The sequence below is a fragment of the Cobetia sp. 1AS1 genome (assembly GCF_029846435.1).
GTDB lineage: Bacteria > Pseudomonadota > Gammaproteobacteria > Pseudomonadales > Halomonadaceae > Cobetia > Cobetia amphilecti.
This window is the reverse complement of record NZ_JARWKU010000009.1, coordinates 65,131-81,045: the sequence shown is the minus strand read 5'-3', so window position 1 is coordinate 81,045 and position 15,915 is coordinate 65,131. Positions and strand designations below refer to the sequence as shown.

General features: G+C 63.8%; 11 protein-coding genes and 1 pseudogene. All 12 read right to left on the bottom strand.

All coding sequences use genetic code 11. From position 1 onward, the window contains the following. Positions 1-124 precede the first annotated feature (124 nt). Entirely contained in the window at positions 125-3,625 is a 3,501-nt protein-coding gene (dnaE, locus tag QD280_RS14080; RefSeq protein ID WP_279839760.1) for a DNA polymerase III subunit alpha, read from the bottom strand. Between the two features lie 350 nt (positions 3,626-3,975). Continuing rightward, positions 3,976-4,620 (bottom strand): annotated as a pseudogene (gene rnhB / locus QD280_RS14075) (ribonuclease HII); the annotation flags it as partial. A gap of 101 nt (positions 4,621-4,721) precedes the next feature. After that, positions 4,722-5,873, bottom strand: a complete 1,152-nt coding sequence (gene lpxB, locus QD280_RS14070; RefSeq protein ID WP_279839758.1) for a lipid-A-disaccharide synthase — start codon at positions 5,871-5,873, stop codon at positions 4,722-4,724. Positions 5,874-5,875: 2 nt separating this feature from the next. Beyond that, positions 5,876-6,643: an acyl-ACP--UDP-N-acetylglucosamine O-acyltransferase gene (lpxA, locus tag QD280_RS14065; RefSeq protein WP_043333008.1), complete on the bottom strand. Its 768-nt coding sequence runs from the start codon at positions 6,641-6,643 to the stop codon at positions 5,876-5,878. After that, positions 6,640-7,083, bottom strand: a complete 444-nt coding sequence (gene fabZ, locus QD280_RS14060) for a 3-hydroxyacyl-ACP dehydratase FabZ (RefSeq protein WP_043333010.1) — start codon at positions 7,081-7,083, stop codon at positions 6,640-6,642. The genes lpxA and fabZ overlap by 4 nt, the downstream gene beginning before the upstream one ends. 193 nt (positions 7,084-7,276) lie before the next feature. Next, entirely contained in the window at positions 7,277-8,314 is a 1,038-nt protein-coding gene (gene lpxD / locus QD280_RS14055; protein ID WP_043333012.1) for a UDP-3-O-(3-hydroxymyristoyl)glucosamine N-acyltransferase, read from the bottom strand. Between the two features lie 90 nt (positions 8,315-8,404). After that, positions 8,405-8,917 (bottom strand): OmpH family outer membrane protein, encoded by a 513-nt coding sequence (locus QD280_RS14050; RefSeq protein ID WP_043333014.1) that lies wholly within the window; start codon positions 8,915-8,917, stop codon positions 8,405-8,407. A 145-nt stretch (positions 8,918-9,062) separates the two neighbouring features. Continuing rightward, entirely contained in the window at positions 9,063-11,399 is a 2,337-nt protein-coding gene (gene bamA, locus QD280_RS14045; protein ID WP_172978726.1) for an outer membrane protein assembly factor BamA, read from the bottom strand. A gap of 245 nt (positions 11,400-11,644) precedes the next feature. Further along, positions 11,645-13,000: a sigma E protease regulator RseP gene (gene rseP, locus QD280_RS14040; RefSeq protein WP_043333016.1), complete on the bottom strand. Its 1,356-nt coding sequence runs from the start codon at positions 12,998-13,000 to the stop codon at positions 11,645-11,647. Between the two features lie 88 nt (positions 13,001-13,088). Then, positions 13,089-14,291, bottom strand: coding sequence for a 1-deoxy-D-xylulose-5-phosphate reductoisomerase (ispC, locus tag QD280_RS14035; protein WP_192839201.1), 1,203 nt, complete (start codon positions 14,289-14,291; stop codon positions 13,089-13,091). A 53-nt stretch (positions 14,292-14,344) separates the two neighbouring features. Continuing rightward, entirely contained in the window at positions 14,345-15,148 is an 804-nt protein-coding gene (locus tag QD280_RS14030; protein WP_054556524.1) for a phosphatidate cytidylyltransferase, read from the bottom strand. Then, positions 15,148-15,891 (bottom strand): polyprenyl diphosphate synthase, encoded by a 744-nt coding sequence (gene uppS / locus QD280_RS14025; protein ID WP_043333020.1) that lies wholly within the window; start codon positions 15,889-15,891, stop codon positions 15,148-15,150. The genes QD280_RS14030 and uppS overlap by 1 nt, the downstream gene beginning before the upstream one ends. Between the last annotated feature and the right edge of the window lie 24 nt (positions 15,892-15,915).

The window sequence follows — 15,915 nt, the reverse complement described above, 5'->3', positions numbered from 1 at the left end:
TTCGACAGGTGCAAACCTTGCCCGCCTGTTAGGCGTGGATTAACTCTGCGCCTACGCCACTCATCTCGATGCTACGCCTGCCCCGCCGCTTGGCGAGGCAGGCACCATCCTGCGGGCCAGCACCTCAGTCACGGTACTTGAGGCGCACACCGCGCTGGCCTTCCACCTCACCCAGCTGGATCAACAACTCATCACTGGGCGCAACGCGCCATTGCTCGCCCAGCTCCAGCCAGGCCTCCGCCGCGGCGTTGCGATAACGCAGGCGCATCGGCAGGCCTTCGCTGGCCAGGTGCGGCGTCAGCAAGGTGGTCAGCTGCTGGGTGAAGCGACCGCCGATGTCCTCGGCGGCGATACTCATCTCGACCGCCTCACCGAAGCGCGCCCGCGCATCGATGATCGGCGTGACATCCTTGCCGCGCAGACGCAGGCCACCGGAATAGTCATCCTGGCTGACCTCGCCCTCGACGATCACCACGCTGTCAGGTACCAGCTTGTTGCGCACCTGATCGTAAAGCTCACCGAACATCGAGGCCTCGATGCGCCCGGTGCGGTCATCCAGGGTCACGAAGGCCATGGTGTCGCCCCGCTTGGACTTCATGGTGCGCATGGCGATCACCAGCCCAGCGATGCGCTGCGGCTCACGCGATGGCTTGAGGTCACTGATGCGCGCATTGATGAAGCGCTTGAGCTCACCCTCGTACTCATCGATGGGATGGCCGGTCAGATAGAGCCCCAGCGTGTCCTTCTCGCCGGTGAGGCGCTCCTTGTCGGTCCACTCGCGGGCCTTGCGATAGCCGGCGTAGACATCGGTTTCCGGCTCGCTGAAGGCATCGCCGAACATGTCGGTGATGCCGACATCATTGTTGGCGTGATTCTGGGAGGCGGCCTTGAGCGCATCCTCCACCGCCAGCATCAGCACCGCACGCGACGGGCCGATGTTGTCCAGCGCGCCGGAGCGGATCAGCGCTTCCAGGGTGCGCTTGTTGATCTTCTTGGCATCGATGCGCTTGCAGAAGTCGAAGATGTCGCTGAACGGGCCACCCTCGGCGCGCGCGCTGACGATGGCATCGATCGGTCCCTCGCCGACGCCACGGATGGCGCCCAGGCCGTAGACGACGCGCCCTTCCAGATCGACGGTGAACTTGTAGCCGCCGATGTTCACATCCGGCGGCGTGACCGTCAGACCGATATGACGGCACTCCTCGATCAGCGGCACCACCTTCTCGATGGTCTGCATCTCGGTCGAGATCACCGCGGCCATGAATGGCCCCGGATAGTGCGCCTTCAGCCAGCCGGTCTGGTAGGAAACGAGACCATAGGCCGCCGAGTGCGACTTGTTGAAGCCGTAACCGGCGAATTTCTCCACCAGGTCGAAGATGTTGCCGGCCAGGTCCTTGTCGATGCCCTTGCCCGCACAGCCTTCCATGAAGCCGGCGCGCTGCTTGGCCATCTCTTCCGGCTTCTTCTTGCCCATCGCGCGGCGCAGCATGTCGGCCTGGCCCAGCGTATAGCCGGCCAGCACCTGCGCGATCTGCATGACCTGCTCCTGGTACAGGATGATGCCGTAGGTCGGCTCCAGGACCGGCTTGAGCAGCTCATGCTGGTAATCCGGGTGTGGATAAGACACTTCCGAACGACCGTGCTTGCGGTTGATGAAGTCATCCACCATGCCGGACTGCAGCGGGCCGGGACGGAACAGGGCCACCAGGGCGATCATGTCTTCCAGACAGTCGGGCTTGAGCTTCTTGATCAGCTCCTTCATGCCGCGGGATTCCAGCTGGAAGACGGCCGTCGTCTCCGCCTTCTGCAGCATGTCGAAGGTCTTGGCGTCATCCAGCGGGATATCATCGATATCCAGCGGCGCCAGCCCTTCCCGCTCACGGATCTTGTCGACCATCTCGGTCGCCCAGTCGATGATGGTCAGGGTGCGCAGACCCAGGAAGTCGAACTTGACCAGCCCGGCCTCCTCGACGTCGTTCTTGTCGAACTGGACCACCAGACCGCTGCCGTCTTCGTCACACAGCAGCGGCGCGAAGTCGGTCAGCTTGGTCGGTGCGATCACCACGCCCCCGGCGTGCTTGCCGGTGCCGCGCGTGGTGCCCTCGAGCTTGAGCGCCATCTCCCAGATTTCCTGGGCTTCCTCGTCGTTGTCGATGAATTCCTTGAGCTGCGGCTCCTGCTCGATGGCCTTCTCGAGCGTGATGCCGACCTCGAAGGGAATCAGCTTGGAGAGCTTGTCACCCAGCGAGTAGGGCTTGCCCTGGGCACGCGCCACGTCACGCACCACGGCCTTGGCGGCCATGGTGCCGAAGGTGACGATCTGCGAGACCGCGTTGCGCCCATAGCGCTCGGCCACGTAGTCGATCACGCGGTCACGCTTCTCCATGCAGAAATCGACGTCAAAGTCGGGCATGGAGACACGTTCCGGATTCAGGAAGCGCTCGAACAGCAGGTCATATTCCAGCGGGTCCAGATCGGTGATCTTCTGGGCGTAGGCCACCAGCGAGCCGGCACCGGAACCACGCCCCGGACCGACCGGCACGCCGTTGTCCTTGCCCCACTGGATGAAGTCCATGACGATCAGGAAGTAACCGGGGAAGCCCATCTGCAGGATGATGTCGAGCTCGAAATCCAGCCGCGTGCGATAGCGCTGCTCGATCTCGGCCCAGGCCTCGCTGTCACGCGGATGCCTGGCGTGCGGATACAGCTTGTCGAGGCGCTCCGTCAGGCCATCATGCGAGACCTTGCGGAAGAACTGGTCCATCGTCATGCCTTCCGGCACCGGGAACTCGGGCAGGAAGTAGGTGCCCAGCTGCACGGTCACCGAGCAGCGCGCCGCGATCAGCACACTGTTCTCGAGCGCTTCGGGAATGTCGGAGAACAGCTCGCTCATCTCCTCGGCGCTCTTCAGGTACTGCTCATCGCTGTAGCGGGTCTCGCGCCGCGGGTCATCCAGCGCCTTGCCTTCACCGATGGAGACGCGCGTCTCGTGGGCCCAGTAGTCCTCCCGCTTGAGGAAGCGCACATCATTGGTGGCGACCACCGGCGTATCGGTGGCCTCGGCCAGCGCCACCGACAGGTGCAGACACTCTTCCTCGTACTGACGCTGGGTGCGGGTCAGCTCCAGATAGAAGCGATCCCCGAACACCGCCTTCCATTCACCGAGCAGCGCCCGGGCGCTGTCTTCGTGGTCCGACAGCAGATGACGGCCGATCTCGCCTTCACGGCCACCGGACAGCACGACCAGGCCCTCGGCCTGCTCGAAGATCCACTGTTTCTCGAGATAGGCGCGGTCCTGCTTCTGGCCATCGGTCCAGCCGCGCGAGATCAGCTCGGTGAGGTTGCGATAGCCGGTGTCGTTCATCGCCAGCAGCGTGAGGCGATACGGGCGCGTGGCATCCTGGGGATTGATCAGCCACATGTCGGCCCCGATGATCGGCTTGATGCCGGCAGCGCGCGCATTGGAGTAGAACTTGACCAGCCCGAACAGGTTGGCCTCGTCAGTCACCGCGACAGCCGGCTGGCCCGCCGCGGCGGTCGCCTTGATCAGCGGCTTGACGCCGGGCAGACCATCGACGAGGGAGAACTCGGTGTGAACGCGCAGGTGAACAAAGGGCGTGGTCATGGAATCGGCTCGTGAAGTCGGCGTGACGGTGAAGGATTCGGTTGCGGCGGGTGCTGTCGTCGCTGCGAGTGCCGCCGGCGGCTGCGAGGCTGAAGGCTCGGGCTCGGGCTTCAAGGATAGCCTGTCAGCGCCATCGTCTGAAGGCATGGCATCTGAAGGCGCAGCATCCGCCCGGGCAGGCTCGACTGACGGGGATGCCGTGGTCTCACTGGCATCAGTCAGACCACGGCTGGCGGCTTTTTTGCCGTGGGCTGCTGGCTCTTCTCGCTTGCCTCGCTCGGCTCCGGGGCCGGAAGCGCGATCAGCGCGTCTGGCGGCACGGCCTGTGGCACATGCCCCGACATGAACAGCCGCTTGACTGGCCCGAAGCTCTTGCGATGCAGGGTGAGGATGCCATGTTCCTCGATGGCGGCCTGATGCTCGCGGGTCGGGTAGCCCTTATGACGCGCGAAGCCATAGGCGGGGAAGCGTGAATCCAGCGCCGCCATCTGGGCGTCGCGATGCACCTTGGCCAGAATCGAGGCCGCGCCGATGGCGGCGTGGCGCAGATCGCCCTTCACCACCGCCATGCCGGGAATCTCGTGTCCCGGCAGGCGGTTGCCATCCACCAGCAGGTATTCCGGACGCACGCCCAGTGCATCGATGGCGCGCCGCATGGCCAGGTGCGTGGCCTGATAGATGTTCAGCTCATCGATCTCGTCACTGGTGGCCTCGGCGATCGCCCACGCCCAGGCACGGGCCCGAATCTGCTCGTAGAGGGCCAGACGCTTCTTCTCGCTGAGCTTCTTGGAGTCCGTGATGCCCTCGATGGGGTCATTCGGGTCAAGAATCACCGCTGCCGCCACCACCGGGCCGACCAGCGGCCCACGCCCGACCTCATCGATACCGGCCAGCAACTGCCCCTGATAGGGAATCACCAGCGGCGGAAAATCATCGGCGGGTTTACGCTTGCGCGCAGAAGGCGTAGTGGCGTGGCTGTCGGCAGAGTCGGTCATGATATCTCGAGGCGTAAGACAACAGGCAGAGCGCCAATGCGATCTGCCTGTCGAGGTGATTCAATCAAGGGTAGCGCAATGTCTGGCGGCGACACGCGGGATCAGCGTCCGGCCAGTTCACCGATGGCGATGGCGGCCGCAGCGCTGGCATCACAGGTCAGTTCACGATGCATGGCGGTGAAACGCTCACGCAGCTCTCGTTGGCGGGCGACGTCACCGGCGGCACGCGACAGCAATGGCGCAAGGCTTTCCTCGATGGACTCCGGCGTGGCGGCGTCCTGGATCAGCTCCGGCACCAGCGTCTCGCGGGCGATCAGATTGGGCAGGGAAATCCACTCGGTCTTGACCATATGCCGCGCGATGCGATGCGTCATCGGCGCCATGCGATAGGCCACCACCATCGGACGATGGCACAGCAGACATTCGAGTGCCGCGGTGCCGGAAGCCAGCAGCACGGCATCGGCGGCGGTCATCGCTTCACGCGATTGGCCATCCACCAGATGGATGCGGCTGCGATCCAGCCCTGCGCGCTCCGCCATCAGGGACTCGAGCTCGGTGCGCCGCAGCGGCGTGGCCGCCGGGATCACCACCTCAAGGCCGGGATAACGCTGACAGAGACGCTCGATGGCGGCCAGGAAGGTCTCGCCGAGAAAGCGGATCTCGTTGGCGCGGGAGCCCGGCAATACCGCCAGCAGCTGCACTCCCGGGTCGATCCCCAACTGCCCACGGGCAGCAGCGCGATCATCCTCGAGCGGCAACTCATCGGCCAGCGGATGGCCGACGAAGGTCACCGGCACCTGATGCTCACGATAGAAGGCGGCCTCGAAGGGCAGGAAGGTCAGCATGCGATCGACGGCGCGGCGAATGGTCTTCACGCGCCCCTGACGCCAGGCCCACACGGAGGGGCTGACGTAGTGAGCGGTGGTGATGCCCTGCTTGCGCAGGCGCAGCTCTAGCCCCAGATTGAAATCCGGGGCATCGATGCCGATCATCACGTCGGGCTGCCACTCAAGGGCGTCGCGCAACAGATGGCGACGCACCTTGATCAGCGCCGGCAGATGCTTGAGCACCTCGACCAGCCCCATCACCGACAGCGTTTCCAGCGGGTAGAGGCTGTCGAAGCCCTCGGCCTGCATGCGCGGGCCGCCGATGCCACGGAACTCGACATCGGGATAGCGCGCCTTGAGCGCGCGCATCAGGCTAGCACCGAGGATGTCACCGGAGAGCTCGCCGGCTACCAGGTAGATGCGCATGCTCAGCGAGTCAGGCCGCGAGTGGACGCCTTGAGCGAGGCGATGAAGACATCGCGCTCGGCCAGCGGCGGCTCGGCTTCCAGCTGCTCGAGGGCCTGGGCCAGCGTCAGACCCTGACGGAAGACCGTCTTGTAGGCCGTGTTCAGCGCGGAGATGGTCTCGCGGCTGAAGCCACGACGCTTGAGGCCGACGCTGTTGAGGCCATGCGCTTCCGCCGGATGGCCATTGACCATCACGAAGGCCGCGATGTCCTTGGTGATGATGGAGCCACCACCTGCCATGGCATGTTCGCCGATATGGCAGAACTGATGCACCGCCGACAGGCCACCCAGAATGACGTGGTTGCCGAGATGGACATGACCACCCAGCGTTGCCTGATTGGCCATGATGCAGTCGTCACCGATGATGCAGTCATGGCCGACATGCGAGTAGGCCATGAACAGGTTGCGACTGCCGATACGCGTGAGGCTGGCATCCTGGACGGTGCCGCGATGCAGGGTCACGCCCTCGCGGATGACGTTGTCATCCCCGATTTCCAGACGCGTCGGCTCACCGGCGTACTTCTTGTCCTGACAGTCCTCGCCCACTGACGCGAACTGGAAGATACGGTTGCGCTCACCGATGACGGTGGTGCCCTTGATGACGACATGCGGCCCCACCACCGTGCCAGCGCCGATCTCGACATCAGCCCCGATCACGCAGAACGGGCCGACCTCGACATCATCGGCCAGGCGGGCGCCGGGATCGACAATGGCAGTAGGATGTATCAAGCGACCTTCCTCTCGGCACAGATGATTTCGGCCTCGCAGACCAGATCGCCGTCGACCTTGGCCTGACAGGCGAATTTCCAGATGCCACGCTTTTCGCGCAGCACGCGAGCGCTGATCTCGAGCTGGTCACCCGGCATCACCGGGCGCTTGAAGCGCACATTGTCGCTTCCGACGAGATAATAGATGTAGCCATCGGCGGGACGTTTGTCGACGGTCTTGAAGCCGAGAATACCCGCCGCCTGAGCCATGGCTTCCACGATCAGAACGCCCGGCATGATCGGGTGCTCCGGGAAGTGGCCATTGAAGAACGGCTCATTGATGCTGACGTTCTTGCGCGCGACGATGAACTCGCCAAGGGTCAGGTCCATGACACGATCGATCAGCAGGAAAGGATAGCGGTGCGGGAGATACTCACGGATCTCGTTGACGTCCATAACCATTGGCTTGCAACCTCTGAAATAACGAAATGCCTGCCGCTCGCGGGCAGGCATGTAATGACGGTCCGGACCGCCGTTCGGGCAATGGCGCGCATTATAGCGTCCTTGCGCGTGGCTGGCAGCCGCTCATTGCCCGACAGTGCGCCAAGCAGGTGCGAGACTCTGCTCTGGACAGGTACTACCCGGGCTTGCAGTACTACTTGTCCTTCAAACTCTTCTCGACCTGATTCAAGCGTCGCGCCAACTGATCCAACTGCTTGAAACGTACGGCATTTCTGCGCCACAGGCCGTTATCCATCGCACCAGTGCCGGAGGAATAGACGCCCGGCTTGGTGATGGAGTTGGTCACCAGACTCATGCCGGTCACCTGCACGCCATCGGCGATCTCCAGGTGGCCCGCCAGACCCACGCCACCGCCCATCAGACAGTAGCGACCGACCTTGGTGGAGCCGGCGATGCCGACACAGCCCGCCAGCGCCGAGTGGTCACCGATCTGCACGTTGTGCGCGATCTGGACCTGGGAGTCGATCTTGACGTCATTGCCGATGATGGTGTCACCGAGCGCACCACGATCGATGCTGGTGCAGCTGCCGACTTCGACATCATCGCCGATCAGCACGCCGCCGAGCTGGGCGATCTTGTGCCAGCCCTTGCCATCGTGGGCGAAGCCGAAGCCATCGGCACCGATCACGCAGCTGCTGTGGAGTACCGCGCGCGCCCCGATCACCACGCCATGATAGAGCGTGACATTGGGGTGCAGCAGACAGCCCTCGCCCAACACGCTGTCAGCCCCGATCACGCAACCCGCGTGAATGCGCGTGTTGTCGCCGATGCTGACGCCCGGACCGATCACGACCTGCGGGCCGACCTCGACATTGGCCCCCAGGGTTGCGGTCTCGTCGATGACGGCACTGGCGTGCACGCTCGCCTGAGGCTCGACCGCCAGCGGATCGAACAGACGCGACAGCTCAGCGTAGGCCAGATACGGATTGTCCAGCACGAGGGCATTGCCCTTGCACTCTTCAAGATGGCTTTCATGCAGCAGCACGGCAGTCGCGGCGGTTTCCCCGAGATACTTGAGGTAGGCGCGATTGGCGAGGAAGGCGATATCGCCGGGCTCAGCATCGACCAGCGTCGACAGGCCGGTGACCCGGACAGCCGGGTCACCGACGAGACGAGCGCCCAGCCGCTGAGCCAGATCCTCGAGAGTGTAAGAGAATTGTCGCTTTTTCATTCTGTCTCTGGGCGCTGAGCGCCTCTGGCTCGCATTCGCGTTGGCATGCTCGGATGCAACACATCCCGCGCGCTTGCGCGCGGGATGCACTCAGTTGAGCGAGTTGAACACCTGAGTCACTTCATTGGTCAGGTCCATACCGTCCTTGCTGTAGACCGTCGCATTGCGGTCGACCAGCAGCTCGATGCCATGCTTGTCGACGACCTGCTGGATGGCCTTGTCGAGCTTCGGCTTGGACTGCTTGAGGAAGGTCTGCTCCGCCTGTTGCTGCTGCTGCTGGACCTGGCCACGCAGCTGCTGGAACTGGCCACCCTTCTGGCGCAGCTGCTGCTGCACGGACTGACGCTCGGAGTCGGACATCACGGCGCCGTCCTTCTGCAGCTTGGCCTGCAGGGATTCCAGTTCCTTGGCGAGTGCCTTGGCCTGGTCCTGCTTGCCGGCCAGCTGATTCTTGAGCTGGTTCATGGAAATCTTGGCCGAATCGGAACTCAACAGCGCCTGGCGCCAGTCGAGGACCGCGACTTCGGTGGCCTGTGCCAACATCGGAGTCGCCATGGCGGCAAGGCCACCAGCCAGACACAGGGCGCGGGTCAATTTACGCATCACACAAACTCCTTGTAGGCCTGTTGTTCAGTCACTGATGACTCAGCGACCGACGGTGCGAGGACCGGCGACGGAACAGGGACAGCGTCGCCGGTGGTCGTGACGAAGGCCGCACCGGCTCAAGCGGGTGCGGCCTCGTACGGCCTTAGAAGGTCTGGCCCAGCGAGAACTGGAAGATCTCGGTGTCATCGTCGTCATCGTCACCGATCGGCTGGGCGACACTGAAGGTCAGCGGGCCTACCGGCGTGATCCACGACAGGCCGATACCGGCACTGTAATTCAGCTCGCCCAAGTCGACACCGCTCTCACAGCTGCTGGTGTCACTGGAGCTCACGTCGTAGCACGACGTCAGATAGGTGTTACCGGCATCGACGAAGAACGACGGCTGCACCGAGCGCTTGTCCTTGATGAAGGGCATCGGGAAGATCAGGTCCACCCCACCTTCGATCAGGATGTTGCCGCCAATGGTATCGTCGTCACCATCGTTCTGTTCGGTGGTGGCCTGCCCCAGGGTATTGGAGCTGTAGCCACGCACGCTGCCCAGACCGCCGGCATAGAAGTTCTTGAAGAACGGATAGGTATCGCCGGAGAACGAGTTGGCATAGCCCAGCTCGGTACGGAACTTGAGTGACCAGTCCTGACTCAGCTCGAAGAACTTGGATCCCTTGTAGCGGAGCTTGTAGTAATCCGCATCGGAACCCGGCACCGCCACTTCCAGCGACAGCAGCTGAGAGCTGCCCGCCGTGGGCAGGATGCCACGGTTGAGGTTGTTGCGTGACCAGCTGGCCGTCAGCTTGTAGAGGTTGAAGTCTTCGCCTTCATCCTCGATGAACTGGGTGACCTCCGCCGGGCTGTCGTCGAAGTCCTTGACGCGCACGAACTCGTAACCGCCGCCGAAGTTCAGACGTGACAGCTCGTTGATCGGGTAACCGAAGTTGATCCCGCCACCGAAGCTGTCGGTCGCGTAGCTGGCGACGTCGTCATCATCGTCGTAGTCCACCTTGCGGTAGAACATGTTGTAGCCGCGCGAGATGCCATCCAGCGTCCAGTACGGGTCGGTGTAGCCGAAGCTGACGTTGGTGTAGTCATCCGACTTCTGGGCGTTGATGTTGACTTCGTTACCGGTGCCCAGGAAGTTCTTCTGCGACAGGCCCACCCCGTAGATGACACCGTCACCCTGGGAGAAACCGACCGACGCCGAGATCGAGCCTGACGGCTGCTCCTCGACGTTGTAGTTGACGTCCAGCTGGTCCGGCTCGCCGGCGACAGGACGCGTGTCGACATCGACCTGCTTGAAGAAGCCGAGGCGTTCAAGCTTCTGCTTGGACTGCTTGATCTTGTCGGTGGAGGCCGGCGCACCTTCCAGCTGGGTCATCTCACGACGCAGCACTTCGTCTGCGGTGGTGGTGTTGCCCTTGAAGTTGATGCGACGCACGTAGGCGCGCTTGCCGGGGTCGACCGCGAAGGTCAGATCGACGGTGTCGCTCTCTTCGTTGACCTCCGGCACCGCGTTGACCTTGGCGAAGGCGAAGCCGTCGGCACCCAGTGCCTGGCGCAGCGCCTCGCTGGAAGCGGTCACATCACGCTGGGAATAGAGGGCATCCGGGGCGAGCTTGACCAGATCGCGGGCGCGCTCTTCCTTCATCTTCAGGTCACCGGCAAAGCCGATATTGCCGATCTTGTACGGCTTGCCTTCATCGACGTTGATGGTGACGAAGATCTCGGACTTGTCCGGCGAGATGGACACCTGGGTCGAGCGCACCTGGAAGTTGACGTAACCACGATCGAGATACCAGGACTTGAGGGTCTCGATATCGCCGGTCAGCTTCTCACGCGAGTATTCATCATCGGAGAACCAGCCGAAGAACCAGCTCGGCTTGTCTTCCAGCTCCAGCTGTTCGCGCAGGGTCTCGTCATCGAAGGCATCGTTGCCGACGATGTTGATCTGATGAATCTTGGCGATCGCGCCTTCCTTGACGTCGATGTTGACCTGTACGCGGTTGCGCTCGAGCTCCTCGACGGAGGTCTCGATACGCGCGCTGTAGCGGCCCTGAGCCTGGTAGACACGCTCGAGCTCACGCTGCATCTCTTCCAGCGTGGAGCGCTGCAGAACCTGACCCTCGGCCAGCCCTGCTTCCTTGAGGCCCTTGCGCAGGTCTTCGTCGGGAATCTGCGAGTTGCCGTCAATCTCGATCTTGGAGATCGTCGGACGCTCGACCACATCGATGATCAGGACATCGCCATCACGCTTGAGGCGGATGTCGTCGAACAGGCCCGTGTCGAACAGCTGACGCGCTGCCGAGGACAGGTCCTCTTCTTCCACATTCTGATCCGCGGAGACGGGGAAGGCGTTGAAGACGGTGCCCGCAGACACGCGCTGGAGGCCCTCTACCCGGATGTCCGAAATTTTAAAAGATGCGGCCAAGGCGCCCTGACTGGCCCCGAGCAGCGCAGCTGCCAATCCAATGGTCTTGAGTTTCATGCAGTCGCTTCGCTTCTCTGGATTCCGCCCGCTTGGGTGAACAGGCACCTTATACACAACCCCCTGCAACTGACAAGACAGCTACGAGTGAGGATCGGCAATCGGGGCCGAAGTCGTGTGGGCATGATGACGGGAGTTGATCGCATTGACCAGCCCGTGCAATGAATTGACCCCCATGGGCATCGACAGTTCAGATTCGGTTCATCCTGCGGGAGCCATCACGTGCTGATGGCTCCCCGAATCCGTCACCAAAGACGCATGAGATCGAAGTAGATGGCCATCAGCATGAGGGAACCGACCAGCGCCATGCCGATCTTCAGCCCCGCATTCTGGACCTCTTGCGAAAGTGGTTTGCCGCGCACGGCTTCCACCAGATAGAACAGCAGGTGCCCGCCATCCAGCACCGGAATCGGCAGCAGATTGAGGACACCCAGGCTGATGGAGAGATAGGCCATGAAGCCGAGGAAGGCCTCGAGGCCGGAGCGCGCCGTGTCGCCGGCGATACGCGCGATGGTGATCGGGCCAGACAGGTTGGACGGTGCGATCAGACCGACCAGCATCTTGCGGATCGAATCCAGCGTCAGCACCGTCATCTCGCCAGTCTTGCCGACGGCCTGGCCGACTGCCGCCAGCGGCCCGAAGCTGAGCTCGCGCTGATACTGCTCGGGCCAGCTGACGTTCTCGACGCCGGCACCGACCTGCCCCACCACACGCCCGTCATCTAACGAATTGCTGGCGGGGGTCAGTGACAGCGTCTCTTCCTTGCCATCTCGCGCCACCAGTACCGACAGCGTCTCGCCCGGCGCACCGCGCACGCGCTCGACGAAATCGATCCAGTCGACCACCAGGGTGCCATCGATACTGACGATGCGATCACCGGCCTGCAGGCCTGCCGCCTGAGCGGCGCCACCGTCCAGCACACGCCCCAGCACCGCCGGCAACTGAGGACGCCAGGCCGTGATGCCCAGCGTCACCAGCGGACGCGGCGGATCCTGATCGACCAGGAAGCGTGTCACGTCGAGGGACTGCTCACGCGTGGCGCTGGCACCTTCGGCACGTGTGGTGAGCGTCAGGCTGTCATCGCCGATCGCACCGATCAAGCGCAGGTTGACCTCATCCCACGAGGGAGTGGCCTGACCATTGATGGCGACGATCTCGGTCTTCGGCGCAAGGCCGGCGCGGCCAGCCGGCGAGTCCGGCGCCACGGCACCGACCATCGGCACCACCGTGGTGGTACCGGCGACGAACAGCGCCCAGTAGGCGACGATGGCCAGCAGGAAGTTGGCCAGCGGGCCCGCCGAGACGACGGCAATACGCTTCCACACCGACTTGGTATTGAAGGCCAGATGACGCTCGGCCGGATCGACCGGCCCCTCGCGCTCATCCAGCATCTTGACGTAGCCACCCAGCGGGATGGCGGCGACCCCGTACTCGGTGCCGTGGCGATCGGTCCACGACCAGAAGGGTTTGCCGAAGCCGATGGAGAAGCGCAGCACCTTGATGCCGCAACGACGCGCGACCCAGAAATGACCGTACTCATGGATGGTGATCAACACCCCCAACACGACGATCACGGCAAGAATATTCTGGATCACACCCATCACGCGCTCCTGGAGATTGGTGCCCGAGATGGGCAGCCTGCCTTGCCACGCTCACGAAGAAAGTGACAAGACAGTGCAAGATAGGATTTCAGGGCCCGGCGAGGGCCAACTCGGCGGCAGCCAGCTCACGCGCCGCCGCGTCTTCGGCGAGAATCACCTCGAGGCCATCCACCGCCAGTGGCGGACGCGCCTGCATGACGGCCTGCACCACTGCCGGGATTCGATCGAAGGCCAGGCGACCCTCGAGGAAGGCGGCCACGGCCACCTCGTTGGCGGCATTCATCACCGCAGGCCAGGTGCCGCCTGCCGCGATGGCCTCGCGCGCCAGCCGCAGACACGGGAAGCGCGTCTCGTCGGCGGCACGGAAATCGAGGCGCGCGACCTGAAACAGGTCCAGCGGCTCGACGCCGGCATCGATACGCTCCGGCCACGCCAGCGCATAGGCGATCGGCGTACGCATGTCCGGATTGCCCATCTGGGCCAGCACCGAGCCATCACTGTAGGCCGCCATCGAGTGAATCACGCTCTGGGGATGCACGACCACCTGAATGTCGTCCGGCCCGCAAGCGAACAGCCAGCAGGCCTCGATCAGCTCCAGGCCCTTGTTCATCAGGGTGGCGCTATCGACGGAAATCTTGCGCCCCATCGACCAGTTGGGGTGCGCGCAGGCCTCGTCCGGTGTCACCGTGGCCAGCCGCTCGGCAGGCCATTCGGCATCATCGCGGAACGGGCCGCCGGAGGCGGTCAGCAACAGCTTCTCGACGCCGATCGGCGCCAGGCCATCACGATGCTGGGCCGGCAGGCACTGGAAGATGGCATTGTGCTCGGAATCGATCGGCAGCAGGGTCGCCCCGTGCTGCTTCACCGCATCCATGAACAGCTGCCCGGCACACACCAGCGCTTCCTTGTTGGCCAGCAGCACGCGCTTGCCGGCCCGCACCGCCGCCAGCGTCGGCAACAGGCCAGCCGCACCGACGATGGCGGCCATCACGCTATCGACTTCAGGCGCCTCGCTGATGTCGACCAGCGCCTGCTCACCGTGGCGTACCTCGATGGGCGTGCCCTGATAGCTCTCGACGCCCTTGAGCGCCTCACTGAGCCACGCAGCCGCCTCGCGCGAGGCGATCACCGCCACCTGCGGGCGATGCGTCAGGCACAGTTCCAGCAGCGCCTCGTGACGCGTGGCAGCGCTGAGCGCATGCACCCGATAGCGCTCGGGATGGCGCGCGATCACATCCAGGGTGCTGGACCCGATGGAGCCGGTCGCGCCAAGGATGGTGATGCGCTGCAACGCAGGCGCCTCATGAGGAGTCTCGTGGTTCACGCTCACGTTCACATTCGTGCTCACGCACCACCTCCCAGCACCCACGGCAACAGCAGGGCAAACAGCGGCACCGCTGCGGTCAGGCTGTCGATGCGGTCCATCACGCCACCATGACCGGGCAGCAGATGGCTTGAGTCCTTCATCTGACGCTGGCGCTTGAACATGCTCTCGAGCAGGTCACCCAGCACCGAGACGGCCGTCACGCCCAGCGTGACCAGCAGCAGCGGCAGCCAGTCGGCCAGCCCCGCCAGCGCATAGCCGGTCGCCAGCAGGCCGGTGGCCACCAGACCACCGTAGACGCCCTCCCAGGACTTGCCCGGGCTGACGCGCGGCGCCAGCTTGCGCTTGCCGAAGCGCTTGCCGGAGAAGTAGGCACCGATATCCGCCGCCCACACCATCAGCAGCACATACAGCAGCCACTCGCCGCCACTGGCCTTGAGCTGCACGAAGCCGAACCAGGTCGGCAGCAGTGCCAGCACGCCGACGCCCAGCCGCACGCCGGTCGCCTGCCATTCCTGACTGGCGGCCGGATAGCGCATCACCCAGCGCAGATTGACCAGCCATGCCAGTGCCGCCAGATACAGCGGCCAACGCGCAAGAGCGCCATCAAACTGCCAGACCAGCAGCATCAGCACGCTGAGCACCAGCGGGAACAGCAGGCGCGCCATGCCGGCACGCACGCCAGACAGGTTGGACCACTCCCAGGCGGCCAGCGCGACGACAGCCCCGGTGAAGGTGGCAAAGGCGGCACCGTCGAGGCCGAACAGCCCCCACAGCGCCAGCGGCGCGAGAATGAGCGCGGTGATGATTCGTTGTCTGAGCACTAGAGCCCCTCGGCGTCGAGTTGTTCGCTGGTCATGCCATAACGACGCTGACGCAGGGCGTAGGCGCTGAGCGCTTCATCGAAGGCCGCCGCATCGAAATCAGGCCACAGCACGGGCGAGAAATAGAACTCGGCATAGGCCAGCTGCCAGATCAGGAAGTTGGAGATACGCTGCTCACCGCTGGTGCGGATACACAGATCCACCTCCGGCAGTTCGCTCAGGCACACTTCCGCCCCGAGACGTGACTCATCGATGTCCGCAGCCTTGAGCTCGCCGCGCTCGACCTGCTCCGCCAGACGGCGGGCGGCCTCGGCGATATCCCAACGGCCGCCATAGTTGGCGCAGATCACCACGTGCATGCCGCGATTGCCGCGCGTCATGTCTTCGGCGCTCTGGATATGCTTTTGAATCGAATTGGAAAAACGACTGCGCTCGCCGATGACCGAGAGTCGGATATCGTGGCGATGAAGCTTCTTGACCTCGCGCTTGAGCGCCAGCAGAAACAGCTCCATCAGCGCACTGACTTCATTGGCCGGGCGCTTCCAGTTCTCACTGGAGAAGGCAAACAGGGTCAGCACTTCCACGCCCTGCTCGGCAGCGCGACGGATGGTACTGCGGACGGTTTCGGCACCGGCACGATGGCCGCGTATGCCAGCCCAGCCGCGGGACTTCGCCCAGCGGTTGTTGCCGTCCATGATGATCGCCACATGGCGTGGCGTGGAGGGGGAATTCGGTGACGTCATGGGGTCTCGCTACGAGCACCGGAT